Origin of the sequence: Leucobacter japonicus, from assembly GCF_001273855.1 — a bacterium.
Classification (GTDB): Bacteria; Actinomycetota; Actinomycetes; order Actinomycetales; family Microbacteriaceae; genus Leucobacter; species Leucobacter japonicus.
In genome coordinates, this window is sequence record NZ_JHBX01000141.1 from 201,133 (window position 1) to 219,675 (window position 18,543).

General features: G+C 68.5%; 16 protein-coding genes. 10 read left to right on the top strand and 6 right to left on the bottom strand.

Going from position 1 to position 18,543, the window contains the following annotated elements; all coding sequences use genetic code 11:
• Positions 1–65: 65 nt before the first annotated feature.
• From AMS67_RS14025 to AMS67_RS14040, 4 genes are all read right to left on the bottom strand, one after another.
• Entirely contained in the window at positions 66–1,262 is a 1,197-nt protein-coding gene (locus AMS67_RS14025) for an ROK family transcriptional regulator (protein WP_082305528.1), read from the bottom strand.
• 301 nt (positions 1,263–1,563) lie between these two features.
• Entirely contained in the window at positions 1,564–2,505 is a 942-nt protein-coding gene (locus AMS67_RS14030; RefSeq protein WP_156316685.1) for an endonuclease domain-containing protein, read from the bottom strand.
• Between the two features lie 293 nt (positions 2,506–2,798).
• On the bottom strand, positions 2,799–3,929 hold the full coding sequence (locus AMS67_RS14035) for an ABC transporter ATP-binding protein (RefSeq protein ID WP_053387922.1): 1,131 nt from the start codon (positions 3,927–3,929) through the stop codon (positions 2,799–2,801).
• Positions 3,930–4,043: 114 nt separating this feature from the next.
• Positions 4,044–4,754, bottom strand: a complete 711-nt coding sequence (locus tag AMS67_RS14040; protein ID WP_053387968.1) for a GntR family transcriptional regulator — start codon at positions 4,752–4,754, stop codon at positions 4,044–4,046.
• Positions 4,755–4,943: 189 nt separating this feature from the next.
• Here AMS67_RS14040 and nagB point away from each other — a divergent pair, with 189 nt between their 5' ends.
• The 4 genes from nagB (at position 4,944) to AMS67_RS14060 (ending at position 9,709) form a co-directional block, all read left to right on the top strand.
• Positions 4,944–5,738, top strand: a complete 795-nt coding sequence (nagB, locus tag AMS67_RS14045; protein ID WP_053387923.1) for a glucosamine-6-phosphate deaminase — start codon at positions 4,944–4,946, stop codon at positions 5,736–5,738.
• Positions 5,735–6,985, top strand: coding sequence for an N-acetylglucosamine-6-phosphate deacetylase (locus AMS67_RS14050; protein ID WP_053387924.1), 1,251 nt, complete (start codon positions 5,735–5,737; stop codon positions 6,983–6,985). Before nagB ends, AMS67_RS14050 begins: the two co-directional genes overlap by 4 nt.
• A gap of 111 nt (positions 6,986–7,096) precedes the next feature.
• Positions 7,097–8,311 carry an NADP-dependent isocitrate dehydrogenase gene (locus tag AMS67_RS14055; protein ID WP_053352637.1) on the top strand — a complete coding sequence of 405 codons (1,215 nt, stop codon included), beginning with the start codon at positions 7,097–7,099 and terminating at the stop codon, positions 8,309–8,311.
• 156 nt (positions 8,312–8,467) lie between these two features.
• On the top strand, positions 8,468–9,709 hold the full coding sequence (locus tag AMS67_RS14060; protein WP_053387969.1) for an MFS transporter: 1,242 nt from the start codon (positions 8,468–8,470) through the stop codon (positions 9,707–9,709).
• Positions 9,710–9,784: 75 nt separating this feature from the next.
• Here AMS67_RS14060 and AMS67_RS14065 read toward each other — a convergent pair whose 3' ends face one another.
• Both AMS67_RS14065 and AMS67_RS14070 read right to left on the bottom strand, forming a co-directional pair.
• Positions 9,785–10,756, bottom strand: coding sequence for an AraC family transcriptional regulator (locus AMS67_RS14065; RefSeq protein ID WP_053387925.1), 972 nt, complete (start codon positions 10,754–10,756; stop codon positions 9,785–9,787).
• 28 nt (positions 10,757–10,784) lie between these two features.
• Positions 10,785–11,843 carry a LacI family DNA-binding transcriptional regulator gene (locus AMS67_RS14070; protein WP_053387970.1) on the bottom strand — a complete coding sequence of 353 codons (1,059 nt, stop codon included), beginning with the start codon at positions 11,841–11,843 and terminating at the stop codon, positions 10,785–10,787.
• Between the two features lie 192 nt (positions 11,844–12,035).
• Here AMS67_RS14070 and AMS67_RS14075 point away from each other — a divergent pair, with 192 nt between their 5' ends.
• The 6 genes from AMS67_RS14075 (at position 12,036) to AMS67_RS14100 (ending at position 18,519) form a co-directional block, all read left to right on the top strand.
• Positions 12,036–13,703 carry an ABC transporter substrate-binding protein gene (locus tag AMS67_RS14075; RefSeq protein ID WP_241488094.1) on the top strand — a complete coding sequence of 556 codons (1,668 nt, stop codon included), beginning with the start codon at positions 12,036–12,038 and terminating at the stop codon, positions 13,701–13,703.
• A 24-nt stretch (positions 13,704–13,727) separates the two neighbouring features.
• Positions 13,728–14,678, top strand: coding sequence for an ABC transporter permease (locus AMS67_RS14080; protein WP_053387927.1), 951 nt, complete (start codon positions 13,728–13,730; stop codon positions 14,676–14,678).
• Positions 14,675–15,616 carry an ABC transporter permease gene (locus AMS67_RS14085; protein WP_053352514.1) on the top strand — a complete coding sequence of 314 codons (942 nt, stop codon included), beginning with the start codon at positions 14,675–14,677 and terminating at the stop codon, positions 15,614–15,616. The genes AMS67_RS14080 and AMS67_RS14085 overlap by 4 nt, the downstream gene beginning before the upstream one ends.
• Positions 15,616–16,515 (top strand): ABC transporter ATP-binding protein, encoded by a 900-nt coding sequence (locus AMS67_RS14090; protein ID WP_053387928.1) that lies wholly within the window; start codon positions 15,616–15,618, stop codon positions 16,513–16,515. The genes AMS67_RS14085 and AMS67_RS14090 overlap by 1 nt, the downstream gene beginning before the upstream one ends.
• Positions 16,512–17,372 (top strand): ABC transporter ATP-binding protein, encoded by an 861-nt coding sequence (locus tag AMS67_RS14095; RefSeq protein WP_053387929.1) that lies wholly within the window; start codon positions 16,512–16,514, stop codon positions 17,370–17,372. Before AMS67_RS14090 ends, AMS67_RS14095 begins: the two co-directional genes overlap by 4 nt.
• Before the next feature lie 82 nt (positions 17,373–17,454).
• A complete protein-coding gene (locus AMS67_RS14100; protein WP_053387930.1) occupies positions 17,455–18,519 on the top strand; it encodes a C45 family autoproteolytic acyltransferase/hydrolase in 1,065 nt (354 codons plus the stop codon).
• The last annotated feature ends 24 nt before the right edge of the window (positions 18,520–18,543 follow it).

The window sequence follows — 18,543 nt, forward strand, 5'->3', positions numbered from 1 at the left end:
AGTGACTGCGGAATGGATGGATGTGAGTCGGTGCACTGCACCCGCACATCGTGCGGGTCAGCGGGTTAGGTGATCCCGAGCGTCGCCCCGAGCACCACGGCCGTCGCGCCTCGCAGAATGAGGTCGTCGCCCTGGCGGGTGGTGCGCAGCACGAGAGTGTCGTGCGAATCGGGCATGGTGCGGCGGCGCAGAATCTCGAGGGTCGCCTCGGCGAGCACCCCATCGACCAGGTCGATCGGGCCCGCGAGCACGACCTCGGCAAGGTTCAGCACGCCGACCACCGGCGCGAGTGCGATGCCGAGGCGCTGCCCGGCCTCGCGGAGCACGGCTTCGCGCTGATCGGGATGGGCCGCGAGCGCACTGGTCAGCGACGGCACCGACAACCAGTGCTCAAGCACCTGCTCGCGGGCGTACGGGGCCTCGATGCCCAGGTCGGTGCCGACCATGACCTGACCGATCTCGCCCGAGGCGAAACGGGTACCCACCACCGGTCGGCCCGCCACGACGAGGCCCGAACCCACACCGTGCCCAATCGTGATCACGATGAAATCGTCGGTCGCGTCACCGAACCGTAGCTCGGCGAGGGCGGCAAGGTTGGCATCGTTCATGACCACCGTGGTGATGCCGGTGCGCTCGGCGAGCACGCCGCGCAGGTCGAGCTGGTGCCAGCCCAAGTTCGCCGCGGTGCGCACCACCCCATCGGCATCGACAACGCCGGGGGTGCCGACGCCGATGCCGAGCACCGGCACCGAGGCGCGTTCGAGCAGGTCGAGCGCGAGCCGCACCGCTCGTTCGCTCGCGGCTTCGCCGACCGCGCCGTCGAGCGGTGTCTCGGCGCGGTCGACGACCGTGCCATCGAGGTCGAGCAGTGCGCCGCGGAACCGTCGATCGTCGCTGAGATCGAGCGCGAGCACCGAGAATGCGGTGCGGGCAAGGTCGACCAGGATCGCGGGTTTGCCGGGGCGCTGCGACTCCTGAACGCCGAGCTCGGTCGCGAGGCCGTCGCTCAGCAGCTCGGCGACGAGACCCGAGACGGTCACCTTCGTAAGCCCCGTGGCCCGCGCGAGGTCGGCGCGGCTCATCGGGCCGGCCGCCGAGAGCGTCTGGAGTACGAGCGTGCGATTGTGCTGCTTCGCGTCGCCGGGCGTCGCGCCCAACCCGGCGCGGTGAGCGCCCCCGAACTGGGCGCCCGCGGGGGAGAACCCGGCGGGGCCGGAAGCGGGGCTGGTGCGCGTCCCTGAACGCGACAGTGCGATCGTCATGACAGTTAGTAAAGCTAACGAACTAATTCTGCGCAAGTCCTGCGGGGATATTTGTTCCGCGCGGATGTTCGGGGCCGCTGCATCGCTCGCTCACTCACCGCGGCTTTGGCCTGTGCTTCCACTGCAACTTTGGCCGCCGCTGCCGTTTCTGCCCTCATTTTTCGGGATCGGTGTCACTTTGTGTAGTTCTTGAGCGGTGTGAGGCGGTTTCGACTGCAATTTTGACCCCGATTCGGTCGGCTGGTGGCTGAAGGCTGGTGGCTGAAGGCTGAAGGCTGGTGGCTGGTGGCTGGTGGGTGCCTCAGCGCGCGAGTGCATCGGCGAAGGCCTTCGTGATTCTGGAGAGCAGGTTGCTCGGATCGCGGAGATCCGCGGCGGTGACCCTGATGACCCGCCACCCGTGCTCGTGCAGCACTTCGATGCGCCGGAGGTCGAGCCGCACCTGCCGCGGATCGGTGAAGTGGTGCACGCCCTCGTACTCGATTGCGATGCGCAGTTCGGGGTATCCCAGGTCGACATGCAACTCGCGATGTCGACCGTCGATCATCACTGCCACGGCGCAGTCGACGGTGGGTTCCGGGTAGCCGGCACCGACGACCATGAGTCGCAGCCGGGACTCCGGGGGAGAATCGACGCCCGTGCGGACAGCCTCCAACGCCCGCGCGCGGAGCGGAGCACCGGTTCCTTGGGAGTGCCGACGGTGGGCTGAGCGAAGCTGATCGAGGGTCGCGAGAGCGGGGGAGCGCTGCCCGCCGCTGTTCAGAATGCGGGTGCCCGACACGATGGCGTCTCCGGCGACGACCAGAGCTTCGAAACCGATCACTCCGCTGAGCTGACACCACACATCTGCAGGGTTCGGAATCGATACCCCATCGCGAGATACGGTTTCGAGAATGTCGGGCCGCACACGATGCCCGAGCAGGCCGGCGCGTCGCGGAGCACGGGCTGGGGTGAATACGCCGACTTCGACCTCGCGATGGGGAGGGGGCGGGGCGGGAATGCGCAGGATCGCGGCGGCGGAGCGGCGCGAAATGAATCTGCCGGTGGCTAGCGACCTGCCGACCGCCAGGCACCGGTCGCGATACTCGGTGAGATCGAGCCCGCTGTCGGGCGTCACGACAAGCCCGGTCGCCACTCGAGCGAGGCGCGGAGACCGGAGGCGGCCGCGGCTCACCCCGGCGCCGTGCAGAGCGCCGACGGAGTGCGCGCCGGGAGGGATCGATGTCACTGATGACTGCCGCATGCGGCCAGCTTGGCGGGGCGGAGCAGCGGAACAGGACGCAGGCGCAGCCTGCGACGAATCTGTGGAGAGCGAACGCGCAAGCGCTCGCTGTGCACGGACAACGTCGATCGCCGATGCGCCGCCCGGCCCAATTCAGCGCCCGGCCCGCCCGTTCCGCCCGCCCGTTCCGCCTCCCGCGCGAATCGGTGTCACTTTTTGCAGTCGAGGCCGCGAAATCGAGCCCGAAAACTACACAAAGTGACACCGATTCTGCGTCAAGGGGAAAGCGCCGCGGCCGCGGCGGCGAGGAAACGCTACGAGACGCGCGCGCCCGTCGCCGCATCGAAGAAGTGCAGGCGCTCGGGTGCGGGCACGAGCGTCACGGTTTCGCCGGCTGCGGGGTGGTCGCGGCCGTCGACGCGGGCCACGATCGTGGCGCCTCCCGAACTGGTCGAGGTGAGCGCGTCGGGGTCGACGCCCGATCCGCCGCCGGCGACGGAGGTGGTGCGGCCGTAAAGGTAGCCGTCGGCGCCGAGCTCTTCGACGAGGTCGATCGTGACCGACAGGCCTGGCGTGCCGGCGGGCGCGAGCGTCAGGTCCTCAGGACGGATGCCGATCGTCACGCCCGATCCGGTTGCGCGCTCGCGAACGCCGGGCGAGAGCGGCACGCTGAGCGAACCGGTTCGGGCGGATTCGCGCGAGATCTCGGCGGGGAGGAGGTTCATCGCGGGCGAGCCGATGAAGCCCGCGACGAACACGTTGTCGGGTGCGGCGTAGAGGTCGCGGGGCGTGCCGACCTGCTGCAGCACGCCGTCCTTGAGCACGGCGATGCGGTCGCCCATGGTGAGCGCCTCGGTCTGATCGTGCGTGACGTAGACCGTGGTGACGCCGAGCCGTCGCTGCAGCGACGCGATCTGGGTGCGGGTCTGCACGCGCAGCTTGGCGTCGAGGTTCGACAGCGGCTCGTCCATCAGAAACACCTGCGGCTGGCGCACGATCGCGCGCCCCATCGCGACGCGCTGCCGCTGGCCGCCCGAGAGCGCTTTCGGCTTACGATCGAGGTACTCCTCGAGGTCGAGCATGCGGGCCGCCTCAAGCACGCGCTCGTCGCGTTCGGTCTTCGAGACGCCGGCGATCTTGAGCGCGAAGCCCATGTTGTCGGCGACGCTCATGTGCGGGTACAGCGCGTAGTTCTGGAAGACCATCGCGATGTCGCGATCCTTCGGAGGCATTTCCGAGACGTCGCGATCGCCGATGATGATGCGCCCGGAGTCGATCTCCTCGAGCCCGGCGAGCATGCGGAGCGTGGTCGATTTGCCGCAGCCGGACGGGCCGACGAGCACGAGAAACTCTCCGTCGCCGATGTCGAGATCGAGCTCATCGACCGAGGGGCGTGTTGCGCCCGGGTACACGCGAGACACGTGGTCAAACGTCACTGTTGCCATGATTTCCTCCACCGGCGGGTACGTGCCGGACGATCCGTTGTAGAGTCGGCAGCCTCGCGGCCACCGGTGCCCGTCGTTGGGTGGCCCCAGGCTAACAGCGCGGCTGCGCGGGTTTCAAGGGCGCTGCCCGTGCGCGACGAACCGGAAGCGGTCGCCGCGGAAGCGAGAGCGTGTGTACTCGCGGGCGACCCCGTCGGCAGATCGGGCCACGCGTTCGACGAGGAGCAGCGGGTGCCCCACGGCGACGCCGAGCCGCTCCGCATCGTCGGGCCCGGCGAGCGCGGTGCCGATCTCGTCATCGACGACGGCAAGTTCGACGCCGTACTCGTCGCGGAGCGTCGCGTACAGCGAACCGCGCTCGGCGAGGGCGCTCGCGAGCCCCGGGTAGGTTCCGGGCAGGTACGCGATCTCATGCGCGAGCGGGGTCGCCTCGTGCAGGCGCACGCGCTCGACGCGAGTGACGGGGGAGCCGGCTTCGAGGCCGAGCACAGCCGCGATATCGCGCTCGGGATCGCCGCCCGCCCTGGTCTCGACGATACCGAGCACGCGACTGTCGAGCGGCTCCTCGCCGAAGTCTTCGCTGAGCGAGGTGAGTGATCGCACGTGCACCATCGGCGGGGGCGCGACGAACGTGCCGCGGCCCTGCTCGCGCACGATGCGCCCCTCGGCTTCGAGCGCGGAGAGGGCCTGTCGAATCGTGGTGCGCGAGGTGCCCCAGTGCTCGGCGAGTTCGCGTTCGGTGGGCAGCGGATCGCCCGGCCGAGCATCTCGCAGCGCCTCGAGCAGGTGCAGTTTCTGCGCGTAGTGCTTGGGCGTGCTGGGCATCGTGTCTCCCGAGAACGGCATCGGCGAGCCTGCATGCGGCGCGGTTGACATCGCCGCCTCAGCGCTGCACACTTGCCGATGAGGATTGGTCTAGTCCATTTTATGACCCCGTCGGCGCGTGCGCCACAGATGCGCGCGAGCGATCGATGCGCGGGGAGCAAATTGTGCCGGGAGCAAGGGAGACACGACGTGGATGTCATCATCGAAGCCGATGCGGCAGCCGTCGCCGAGCGCGCCGCCGACCTGATCGTGGCCGTGATCGAGAATCGGTCGAACCCCGTGATCGGCGTCGCGACGGGATCGTCGCCTCTCGGGACCTACGACGCGCTGGCCGCACGGGTGCGCGAGGGGCGCCTCGACACCCGCGGCGTCACCGCGTTCGCGCTCGACGAGTACGTGGGCCTCGCCCCGGAGCATCCGGAGAGCTACCGCTCGGTGATTCGCCGCACTGTCACCGAACCCCTGCGGCTCGCCGCTGACCGCGTGCACGTGCCCGACGGCAGCGCTGACGATCTGGAGGCCGCGTGCGCCGCCTACGAGCGCGCGATCGCCGAGGCCGGCGGCATCGACGTACAACTGCTCGGCATCGGCGCAAACGGACACATTGGGTTCAACGAACCGACCTCGTCGTTCGCCTCGCGCACCCGGGTGAAGACGCTGGCTCCGCGCACGCTCGCCGACAACGCCCGCTTCTTCGATGGCGAGCAGCCGCCCGAGCACTGTCTGACCCAGGGACTCGGCACGATTCTCGACGCGCGCCAGTTGGTGCTCGTGGCCCAGGGACCCGAGAAGGCGGATGCCGTTGCGCGCATGATCGAGGGGCCCGTGGCGAGCATGTGCCCGGCGAGCGCGCTGCAGCTGCACCCGCGGGCGACGGTGATCATCGATCGAGCGGCGGCTGCCTCCCTGACGTTGACCGAGTACTACGAGCACGTGCAGGCCCGTATGCCCTCCTCGGCATACACAGGTGGCGGATCGCGATGACCTCGCCCGACTGCCTGCTCACGGCGGCTCGCGTCGTCACCGGCTCTGCGGTGCACGCGCCCGGGTGGGTGCGGCTGGCGGGTGATCGGGTGACGGCGGTGGGGAGCGGAGCGCCAGACGACGACGAGGCTCGATTGCTGCACCGCATCGACCTCGGCCAGGCGACCATCGTGCCCGGGTTCGTCGACATCCATGTGCACGGCGGGGGAGGATCGAGCTACCCCGTCAGTGACGCCGGCGCCGGGGTCGCATCGGCGAGGCGAGCCCGCTCCGCGCATCTCGCGCACGGCACCACGCGCAGCATGGCGAGTCTCGTCGCGGCGGCACCCGAGCGTCTGCTGGCCCAAGTGTCGGCGCTCGCGCCGCTCGTCGAGTGCGGTGAGCTCGGCGGCATCCACCTCGAAGGGCCTTGGCTGAGCGCGGGCCGGGCCGGCGCGCACGATCCCGCGGTGCTGCGCGCACCCGACCCCGCCGAGATCGCCGACCTGCTCGACGCCGGGCGATCCGAAACGGACGGCCGCAATGCGATCGCGGTCGTCACCCTCGCGCCCGAGCTACCGGGGGCGATCGACGCGATCGAGCAGTTCGTCGCCGCCGGCGTGCGCGTCGGTATCGGCCACACCGACGCCGATGCGGCATGCACGCGACGCGCGATCGATGCCGGGGCGACCCTGGCCACGCACCTCTTCAACGCGATGCCGCCGCTGCACCACCGGCAGCCGGGGCCGGTGCTCGCGCTCATGCACGATCCGCGCGTCACCCTCGAGCTTGTCGCCGACGGCACCCACCTCGACCCCGAACTCGCCCGTTGGGTGGTGATGTCGGCCGGCGCGCAGCGCGTGGCCCTGGTCACCGACGCAATGGCAGCTGCCGGGCAGGGTGACGGCGACTATCGACTCGGAGACCTCGACGTCGCGGTGCGCGACGGGGTCGCTCGCCTGCGCGACGAGACGGGCGGCATCGGTGCGATTGCCGGCAGCACGGCCACGATGGATCGGCTCTTCCGCTTGTGGCTCCTCGGCGAGGGCGGCGGCGGCACCGACGACACCTTCGAACCTCCGAGCGTCGCTCGCTGGGTCGAAGCGGTGCGGGTGACCGCCACGACGCCGGCTCGCGCGGTCGGTTGGGTCGACTCGGGTGATCTCGCGACCGGGATGCGTGCCGACCTCGTGGTGCTCGACCCAGCGGTGCGGGTGCAGCGGGTGATGCGCGGCGGTGCGTGGGTGGCGGATCACCCGACGACGTGAGCGGAATCCGCGTATGGGGATCCCCCGTGAAAACTATCTCGATGTCGAGATACCCGTCGCGACTCGGGTAGGATGGATCGCGGTTTGACCACGACGAAAACGGGAGATGTGTTGGCGAAGATCAAGGTTGAAGGTACGGTCGTCGAGCTCGACGGCGACGAGATGACGCGCATCATCTGGCAGTTCATCAAGGACCGCCTGATCCACCCCTACCTCGACGTGACGCTCGAGTACTACGACCTCGGCATGGAGCACCGCGACGCGACCGACGACCAGGTCACCATCGATGCGGCGCACGCGATCCAGAAGCACGGCGTCGGCGTCAAGTGCGCCACCATCACCCCCGACGAGGCGCGCGTCGAAGAGTTCGGCCTCAAGAAGATGTGGCGCAGCCCGAACGGCACGATCCGCAACATCCTCGGCGGCGTGATCTTCCGCGAGCCGATCATCATCTCGAACATCCCGCGCCTGGTACCCGGCTGGAACAAGCCGATCATCATCGGCCGTCACGCGTTCGGCGATCAGTACCGCGCGACCGACTTCCGTTTCCAGGGCGAGGGCACCCTCACCGTGGAGTTCACCCCGAACGACGGCTCCGAGCCGCAGAAGTTCGAGGTCTTCCAGTCGCCCGGTGACGGCATCGCGCAGGTGCAGTACAACCTCGACGCCTCGATCCGCGACTTCGCTCGTGCCTCGCTCAACTACGGTCTGAGCCGCAACTACCCGGTGTACCTCTCCACGAAGAACACCATCCTGAAGGCCTACGACGGTCGCTTCAAGGATGTCTTCCAGGACATCTACGACACCGAGTTCAAGGAGCAGTTCGAGGCTGCCGGTCTCACCTACGAGCACCGCCTCATCGACGACATGGTTGCTTCGGCCATGAAGTGGGAGGGCGGCTACGTCTGGGCCTGCAAGAACTACGACGGCGACGTGCAGTCGGACACCGTGGCGCAGGGCTTCGGCTCGCTCGGTCTCATGACCTCCGTGCTGGCGACGCCCGACGGCAAGGTCGTCGAGGCCGAGGCCGCTCACGGCACCGTGACCCGTCACTACCGTCAGCACCAGCAGGGCAAGCCCACCTCGACGAACCCGATCGCGTCGATCTTCGCCTGGACGCGCGGCCTCGCGCACCGCGGCAAGCTCGACAACAATCAGGAGCTCATCGAGTTCTCGCACACCCTCGAGGACGTCGTCATCAAGACCGTTGAGTCGGGCAAGATGACCAAGGATCTCGCGCTGCTCGTCGGCCCGGATCAGGCGTACCAGACGACCGAGGAGTTCCTCGCGTCGATCGACGAGAACCTGTCGACTCGACTGGCGTAATCTCGCTCTCGCGTTCGCGCGCAACGGGGATCGGTGCTTCGGCGCCGGTCCCCGTTGCCGTGTCCGAGCGCTCTGCCTCCGCCCGCCCGGACGATGCGTCGGACGGTCGGGACCGATCGTCGGGCGCTCGGCACCCGATTCGACCACGATGGAACCATGACCATAACTGCTCCCGTTCCCACGGTGCCCGCGGCCGATGCCGCGACCGGGAAGGCTGCGCGCCGACCCATGAATTACCCCGCGCTGATCACGATGATGCTGATGAGCTTCTTCCTCGTGACCGCCGAATTTGTGCCGAGCGGCATGCTGACGAGTATCGCCGACGGCCTCGGGGTCACACCCGGGCAGGCGGGTCAGATGGTCGCGGTCACTGCGTTCGCCGGCCTCATCGCGGCGCCGACGGTGGGCCTGATCTTCCCGAAGCTCAACCGACGCTCGCTGCTCGTCTGGCTGTCGCTCGCCGCCGCGCTCTCGAACGTGCTCGTCGCCATCTCTCCGAACCTGCTGCTCGTGATTCTCGCGCGCTTCATCCTGGGGGCCGCGATCTCGGGCTTCTGGTCGATGTCGATCTCGGTCGCCGCGAAGATCGCCGGGCCGGATCGCCTGGGCAAGGCGGTCATGTTCAACTCCGCGGGCGTCTCGCTCGCCACGGTGGCGGGTGTGCCGCTCGGCGTCATGCTCAGTGAGGCGCTCGACTGGCGCAGCGTATTCTGGGTTGCTGCGGGGCTCAGTACCGTGCTCGCGCTCGTGCTGCGCTGGCTGCTGCCGTCGGTGCCGGCCGAGAACGCCGCCCGTCTCTCGACGCTCGGGGCCGCGTTGCGACGCCCGGGTATCGCACTCGGCGTGGTCGCGAACGTGCTTGTCGTCTCCGGGCATTTTTTGGCCTACACCTACGTGCGCCTCGCGCTCGAGCGTGTGAGCGAGGGCGGCACGCACATCGGCGCCGACACGATCGTCGTGCTCCTCGCGCTCTTCGGCGTCGGCGGGCTCGTCGGCAACGTCGTGATCGGGTTCGTGGTCGACCGCGGATACCGCGCCCTCATTGTCGTGACGCCGGTGCTGATCGCCGGATTGATCCTGCTCATCATCGCTTCGTCGGGGTCGCTGTGGGCGACCGGCGGCGCAGTCGTCGTGTGGGGATTCTTCTACGCTGCGTGGCTCATCATCGCGAACACCTGGGTCGGCAACCGCCTGCCCGACCTGCTCGAGGCCGGCGGCAGCCTCATCGTCGTCGGATTCCAGGCCGGCATCACCATCGCGGCCGCGTTCGGCGGGCTGCTGGTCGACGCGTGGGGCATCGTCGCGGTCTTCGTGATCGGCGGGGCGGCGCTGCTCGTCGGGGCCGCGTTGTTCGGCATCTCCGACCGTATCTCGGAGGGTCGCCGCACGCGGGGGTGATCCTCAGCTCATACGACACCGGGGCCGCAGTCAGCGCACAGCGACTGCGACCCCGGTGTCGTATGTACCTGCGTGTTACGCCCGCGAGGCGCGCAGTGCGCCGGATCGCCAAGCCGACGGGGTGACCCCGACCCGACGGCGGAATGCGCGGCTGAAACCGTCGTCGGAGGTGTACCCGATCGCGCGCGACACTTCGGAGACGCCGCGGCCTTCCGCGAGGAGCTGCTGCGCCGAGCGGATGCGCACATCAGTGAGGTAGTTCGCGGGAGAGGTGCCGGTGGCGATGCGGAAGCGCTCGGCGAACACCGACCTCGACATCGCGCCGGTGCGGGCGAGATCCTCGAGCGTCCATACGCGACCCGGATCGGCATGGATCGCTTCGACCACACGGTCGAGGAACGGGTCGTTCGTGCGCGAGGGCCAGCCGTCAGGGGCGCAGCCGCGGATCGCCCAGGCGCGGATAACTGAGACGAGCACCGTGTTCGCCATCATGCCGCAGACGATCGATGATCCCGCCTGGTCGGAGCACGCCTCGGCGGGTCGACCGACCTCTGGCCCGAGCATCGAGGCCAGGGCCGCGACGGCGGGCTCGGTGCCCGGGAGGTCGCGCACCAGAATCGTGTCGGGCAGTAGCTCGAGCACGTGCGCGGTTGCCTCGGTGAAGTCGAGCGATGAGAGCAGTACGAAGGCGTGCTCGTCGACCCGCAGCGCGTGCGCCTCGCGTCCGGTAAAGAGTTGCGCGTCGCCGATCGAAAGATGGCGCACGTCGTCGTGAGCGGCGAGCGCGGCATCGGGCACTACGGTCCGCGGGCCGTTCGGGTGCACGCGCAGGTCGCCCTCGATGACGTACACGAGGGTGACACTGCCGCGAGGAATTGAGACCGCGTCGCCCGGTCGCACAGTGACGCGGTGCTGTTGCTTCACCCGAGCATTGATGCTGGCCAGCACGCGGTCGATCGCGGCGTCACGGTCGTCGTGAGTGGTGCGCGCGGCAGAAGCGTTGGAGTCGGCTGAGCTGGCTGAGCTGGCGCGTGAGGGTGCGGGCATGCGGAGTGCAACGCGGGGCGCTGCAGCGCTATTCCGTCGGTGACGGCGCGTTGCGCATCGTCGACTCACGGACATCGAGGGTGGCTCGCGGCACTTCGAGGGGGATGTCGAGTGGTTTGCCCTCTGCGAGTAGCACGGCGACCTCGACCGCACGGGCCGCGATGCCCTCCGGGTGCAGGTCGAGCGTGGTCACGCTGGGGCGCGAGATGCGATTTTGCAGTGCGCCCGATCCGGCCGCGAGCAGGAGGTCGTCAGGTACGCGAATACCCCGCCGAGCTGCGGCGGCGTTGAGGCCCGCCGCGTGGCGCCCGGTGAGGCAGAAAATAGCGTCGGGGGCATCACGCGCCCGCGATGCGGCACCCACACCGAAGAACCGCTCGATCGCCGCTTCGCCTGCTCCCTCGCCATCGGATTCGGGGAACGCTGCGATGTCGGGCAGCTGTCCCCGCAGTGCGCACCACTCCCGGTAGGCGTCTTCCGACTCGCGATTCCACGAGTTGCCGTCGGTGCCGGTGACGAGCGCCACACGCCGCGCACCCGCGTCGTGCAGGTGGTCGAGAGCGAGCAGGGTTTCTTCGCGATCTCGGGTGGCGAGCTCGACGAACTGGCCGGGGCGTGCCGGGTCGGAGCCGATCACGACGAATGGGATATTGCGCTGGTCGAGCATGGTGAGTACGGGATCGTGCTCGAACGGCTCGGACACAATGTAGGCATCGGCGGCGGTGGCACTGAGTGGAGCGTCGGGCCGTGTCGGGTCGTCGACGAGCATCATGCTGTACCCGCGCTCCATGGCGGCGAGTGACGCGGCACCCGCCATTCGGAGGAAGTAGTCGACGCCCTCGGGAAGGAAGGTGTCGAGAGTATGCAGCGGTCGAATGACCAGGGCGAGCAGGCCGAGCTTGGAGTTCTGAAGCCCCTGAGCGATCGGGCTCGGTCGGTATCCGATGTCGGCAGCGACGCGGGCAATGCGCTCGGCTGTCTCCTGTCGCACGACTCCCTTGCCATTGAGTGCGTGGGAGACCGTCGTCGGTGACACGCCTGCAGCTTTTGCCACGTCTTTGATGGTCGGTCGCACGGTCGATCGCATCCCGTCAGAATAGTCGGTCGCGCTGCGAGACCGGGCGGTGATGCGCAGCGCTGCCCGCCCCGCGGCGTCATCGAATCGTAACACCCAAAACGTTTTTAACAAACCGTTTTGGGTGCTACGATCACCAGTGCGTCTTCGCTCGGGTCACCGGGTCGGGGAGCTTCAAAGATGAAACTTCGAACGGAGAACAACGTGAAACTCGCACCGATGCGGGCGACCATCGCCCTCCTCGCCATCGGGGGCCTCGCCCTCGCCGGCTGCGCGTCCGGCAGCCGCGGCGGCGATTCCGGGGGCACCGCCTCCGCCACCGACGAACTGCTGCAGACCACCCCCGAGGCCGCTGGCGATGCCGACACCGTCACCTGGAACTCGACCTATGGCGAACTCGCCAGCCTCGACCCGGTCAAAGCGTTCAACTACCCCGAAAACACCATCGTCTCGAACCTCTGCGAACCGCTCTTCGAGATGCAGCCCGACTTCTCGGTGCAGCCGAACCTCGCCACCGACTCGAAGACCGACGATGGCAAAACCTGGGTGTTCGACATCCGCGACGATGTGCAGTTCTGGGACGGCTCCCCGATGACGGTCGACGATGTCGTCTTCTCGATCAATCGCCACATCGACCCCGCCGAGGGGAGCTACTGGGGCGGCGGTACAGTCGCCAATATTGCGAGCGTCGCCGCAACGGGAGACGCGCAAGTCACCATCACGCTGAAGAGTGCCGATTACACGCTGCCCTCCTCGCTCAGCACCATCATTGGCGTCGTCGTGCAGCAGGAGCAGCGCGTCGCCGCCGGCGAAAACTACGGCAACCCCGACACCGGCGTCATGTGCACCGGCCCCCTGAAGTTCACCCCCGGTGACTGGAAGCAGGGGCAGTCGATTACGCTCGAGCGCAACGACAACTACTGGGACACCGACTCGGTTGCGAAGGCCAAGAGTGTCGAGATTGGCTTTGTGGTCGACCCGACCGCCATCGCGAACGGGCTGAGCACTGGTGAGATCCAGGGCTCGTACGATGTGCCGCTCCCGGCGCTCGGCCAGCTCTCGTCGAGCTCCTCGGGCACGCTGTACTACGGCCAAGGCATGCAAGACATGGCGATCATCTCGACCGGTGAGGGCGCCTTCGGCGATCCCGCCGTGCGTCGCGCCCTGACCCGGGCTACGGATCGCCAGGCGATCGCAGACACCGTCTACGAGGGCACGGGCACCCCGTCGCGCTCAGTCGTGCCGCAGTCGCCGTGGGATGCGGTCGAGGCGGCGACGCCCGGCATCGCCGACTTGCGCGACCAGGAGCTGCCCGACCTGAGCTACGACATCGAGGCCGCGAAGGCCGAGCTGGAAGCCGCGAAAACCGACCTGTCCCAGCCCATCAAGATCGCCTACCCGAGTGAGCGCAGCTTCTACGCCGACATCCTCAACGAGATGGCGAACGGCGCGAAGGAACTCGGCATCACTCTCGAGCCGACCGGCGTGCCGAGCGCGCAGTTCGGCGCGTTCTTCTCCGACCCCGAGGCGCGTGCCGGGTATGACGGCTTCGTGACCACCAACTACCTGAGCGCGCCCGACCCGCTGCTGCACCTCATCAGCGTGGCGAAGACCGGCAGCGACCAGAACTACTCCGGCTTCTCAGATGCGAAGGTCGACGCCGCGCTCGACGCAGCCATCGCGGAGAGCGATGATGCCGAGCGCGCGAAGCTCACCGTCACGGCCGAGGCGCTGATCATGGAGCAGCAGCCGTGGGTGCCGATCAACGACCTCGCGGTGCGGATGTACATGGATGAGAGCATCACTGGCGCGCCGGCCTCGTTCGTGTACCTCTACTACCCCTGGGCCGCCGACATCGGCGCAGCGGCCTAAGCGGCTCTCCGGAAGGGATCGTCCATGACCTACGTCCTCAAACGGCTCGGGGCGCTGCTCGCAGTGCTCGTCGTGTCGAGCTTCATCGTGTTTTCCGGCATGTATCTCGCGCCGGGCAGCCCGGAGCAGTTCCTCGTGCAGGGCCGTACCGTCAGCCCGGAAGTGCTCGCGTCCATCCGGGCGCAGTACGGGTTGGACGATCCCTTCCTGGTGCGCTACTGGCACTGGCTCGTCGACGTCGTGCAGGGAGACCTCGGCCGTTCGCTGCTGACCCAGCAAGACGTGACGACCCTCGTCGCATCGCGCATTCCCACAACGCTGTTCCTCGCCGGCTTCGCAGCACTGCTCATCATCGTGTTCGGGATCGGCCTCGGCGTGCTCGCCGCCACCCGGTCGGGCGTGTTCGAGAAGTTCGTGGTGTTCGGGTCGAACCTCGGGTTCGCCGTTCCCACGTTCTTCGCGGCGCTCGTGCTCATGTTCCTGTTCGGCTCGAACCTGGGGTGGTTCCCCGTCTCGGGGTCGGGTGAGGGCTTCCTCGGCAGGCTGTGGCACCTGACGCTGCCGGCCATCGCGCTCGCCTTCCCTGGAATCGCGGTGGTCGCGCGGATCACCCGAACCGCGGTGCGCGAGGAGCAGGGGTCGGAGCACGTGATCATGGCGATCGCGCGCGGCGTGCCCAAGCAGCTGGTGCTGTGGCGCCACACGATCCGCAACTCGATGCTGCCCGTCACCACGGTCATCGGCACGCAGGTCGCGGGCCTCCTCGCCAGCGCCTTCGTCATCGAGTACGCCTTCACCCTCGACGGCATCGGCTCGCTGCTCGTGAACTCGGTGCAGAAGAAAGACTTCGCCGTGGTGCAAGCGATCGCGCTCATCATGGTGCTGGCCTTCGGCATCATCAACCTCATCGTCGATCTGCTCTACTCCGTGATCGACCCGCGAGTCCGCCTCAACCAGGGAGTGTCGGCACGATGACTCAGCAGCCCCCGACCCGCGAACCGGGTACGCAGACGAATACCCGCGCCCAGAACACGGTCGCCGTGCAGCTGCTGCGCAAGCAGCGGAACGCGGTGCCGACCTCGGGCTGGCGCCTCCTCGCGCGGCGCCTCGGTCCGATCGGCATCGTCAGCCTCGCGATCATCGTGCTGGTGATCCTCATGGCGATCCTCGCACCGGTCATCGCGCCTTACGATCCGTTCGCCGGCACCGTGACCTCGCGCCACGAGGCCTGGAGCCTCGCGCACCTGATGGGCACCGATCAGTCGGGCCGCGACATCCTGTCGCGCATCATCTGGGGCGCCCGTACCAGTCTCATCGGCCCCACGATCGTGATCGTCGTGACGGCCGTGCTCGCGACGGTGCTCGCCCTCACCGCCGTCTGGTTCGGCGGCAAGGTCGACGCGCTCATCAGCCGCGTGCTCGACATCCTGTTCGCGTTCCCGAACATGCTGCTCGCCATTCTCGCGGTCGCCATCTTCGGGCCGTCGATCCTCACCGCATCGCTCGCGCTCGCCATCGGCTACGTGCCCTACTCGGCCCGCGTGATCCGCTCGGTCGCCCTTCGCGAGCGCAACCTGCCCTACGTCTCCTCGGCGCAGCTGCAGGGCATCTCCGGATTCCTCATCACGGTGCGACACATCCTCCCGAACGTGCGCACCCAGATTCTCACCGGCATGACCATCAACTTCGGGTACGCGATGATCGAGCTCGCCGCGCTCTCGTTCCTCGGCCTCGGCGTGCAGCCGCCCACCCCCGATTGGGGCCTCATGGTCTCGAACGGGCAGGCATCGCTGCAGCAGGGCTACTGGGAGCAGAGCATCTTCGCCGGTCTCGCCATCGTCATCACCGTCGCCGCCTTCGGATACGTCGGCGAGCAGCTCGGCGGCCGTCGCGCCGCAGGAAGGACGCGCTGATGCTGCAGATCGACGCGCTCACGCTCACCGTCACCGACCCCGATACCGGGGAACGCACCGAAATTCTCCACGGCAACTCGTTCGCGCTCGCGCAGGGCGAGGCGCTCGGGCTCGTCGGCGAATCGGGGTCGGGCAAGTCCATGACCCTGAAGTGCATCCTCGGCATCGAGCCATCCGGGGCCGAGGTCGGCGGATCGATCACGATCGACGGCACCGACTTGCTCGCGACCCAGGGCGAGGCGCTGCGGCGCATCCGCGCGAACGATCTCGCGCTGATCGCCCAGAACCCGCACGGCGCGCTGAACCCCGTGCTGCCCGTCGGCCGATACCTGGTCGAGGGGATGAGCGACGCCCGGTCGCTTCCGGCCGCGCAGGCACGCGAGCGAGCCGCCGATCTGCTGCGCCAGGTCGGCATCACCGACACTGACCGCGTGCTGCGCTCTTACCCGCATCAGCTCTCGGGCGGCATGCTGCAGCGCGTCGTGATCGCAGGAGCGATCTCGGGCGAACCGAAGCTGTTGCTCGCCGATGAGCCCACGACGGCGCTCGACGTCACCACGCAGGCCGAGGTGGTCGCGATCCTCGACGAGATGCGGCGCGAGCACGGCCTTTCCATGATCTTCGTGACGCACGATCTTGACCTCGCCGCCGCGGTCTGCGATCGGCTCGCGGTGATGAAAGACGGGGAGATCCTCGAGATCGGCACCCCCGACGAGATTCGGGATCAACCTCGCACCGAATACACCCGTGCACTGATGTCGGCGCGCCCCCAGCTGTACCCTGCGGGGCCCCCGGCCGCGGTGACTGCTGCGGCGCCCGGTGCCGCGGCGGTTTCAACCGAGGCGGCAGCCGCGCCGGCTCCCGCCACCCCCGCGAGCGAAACGGAGGACTGCGCATGAGCGCCATCGCGGCTGAATCCCAGGCGGTCGTGCCAGCGGCCACCCCGATCATCGAAGTCGCGCACCTCTCGCGTACCTTCCACCTCGGACGCCGCGCGAGCGTGACCGCGCTCGACGACGTCTCCTGCGCGCTGCGCCCGGGCACCTGCCTCGCAGTCGTCGGCGAGTCGGGGTCGGGTAAATCCACGCTCGCCCGCGTCGTCGTCGGGCTCGAATCCGCAGACGCGGGATCCGTGCGCATCGACGGCACCGACGTCGCACCGACGACCGCGCGCCGAGCCCTGCGCGAGCGGGCGAAGCTCGTGCAGATGGTGTTCCAGGATCCGCAGGGCTCCCTCAATCGATCGCTGCCTGTGTCGGCGACCATTGACGAGATGCTGCGCGCCCATCGCCCCGACCTCGACCGCGCCGGTCGTCGCGCCCGACTCCTCGAACTCTTCACCGAGGTCGGCCTCACCGAGCGCCACGCCGACGCCAAGCCCGCAGCGCTCTCGGGCGGTCAGAAGCAGCGCGTCGCCATCGCCCGCGCCCTTGCCGCAGAGCCGCGCGTGATCGTGCTCGACGAGGCTGTGTCGGCGCTCGATGTCTCCGTGCAGGCACAGGTACTCGACCTCCTGAAGCGCCTTCGCGCCGAGCATGGGCTCTCATACCTGTTCATCACGCACGACCTCTCGGTGGTGCGCGACATCGCCGACGACGTCGTGGTGATGCGCACTGGCCGCATCATCGAGCGCGGCACGGTCTCGGAAATTCTGGACGCTCCCCAGGACCCGTACACCCGGCTGCTCATCGCCTCCGCGCCCAGGCCCGGCTGGGTGCCGCAGCGCGGCCTGCGCGATGCGCTGCTCGGCGGCTAGCCGGATCCACCACTCCTCTGACCAGACCGCGCGGTGCACGACTACCGCGACACACACACCCGCCACCCAGAAAGCACTGCGCATGAATGCAACACCCGACCGTCTCCACATCGACGTCACCGGAGCGACCGCCCGCGACCGCGGGGCGCACCGCGGGGCGGCGCTGCGAGACACCCTCTCCGGCGCCTACGCCAAGTATGCGGAACTGTTCCGCACGCTCGGCGTGACCGAGGAACTCGAAGCCTCCGGCGTGGAGCGCGTGGTGACCGCTGTCGAGGTGTGGCGCCCCGAGCTGCTTGAGGAGCTTCGCGGCGTCGCGGAGGCCGCCGCGGTGCCGTTCGCCGCCATCGTCGCGCTGAACGCCCGCACCGAGCTCATCGCGCTCGGCACCCACGGGGCCAGCGAGTGCTCGACGGTGACCGCGCAGCTCGGAGGGCACCGGCTCGGCGTGCAGACGTGGGACTGGCACATCGAGCTCGACCCGTACTGGCATACGCAGCGGGTGTCGGGTGCGGTGTACACCTATGTGGGGCTGACCGAGCAGGGGATCCTCTCGAAGATCGGTGTGAACGAAGCGGGGCTCGCTCTCCACTTCAACATCCTCGGGCACGAGGCCGACGGCCCCGACGGAGTGCCCATGCACCTGCTCTCCAGCGTCGTTCTCTCTGAGTGCGCGACCGTCGACGAGGCCATCGCGCTGGTGCGCGCCGCCCCCATCGGGTCGTCGTCCTCGTTCACGCTGCTCGACGGGGCCCGTGCCGTCTCGCTCGAAATCAGCCCCGTAGGCGTCTTCGAGATTGACGAAGTCGCGGGCTCCGTGCAGCGCACCAACCATTTCCAGGCTGCCGAGCCACTGTCTCGACAGAAGACGGCTCTCTACGAGCCCGATTCATCGGAGCGTCTCGCACTGGTGCGCGAGCGACTTGCCGACGCCGTGCCACAGTCGGCGGCGGAACTCGTGCGTCTGCTGCTTTCGGACGCAGGGCAGCCGCCGCTCACCTGCGTGCCAGACATGTCGAAGGGGTACGGCGACCGGTGGGCGACACTCGCCACGGTGGTGACCGATCCCGATGTGCGCACCATCCGCATTTTCGACGGCATGCCGCCCGAGGCAGAGCACGGCGAGTGGCGCGTGCTCACCGCTTAGGGGGTGCGGGTGGCGGCGATCCGC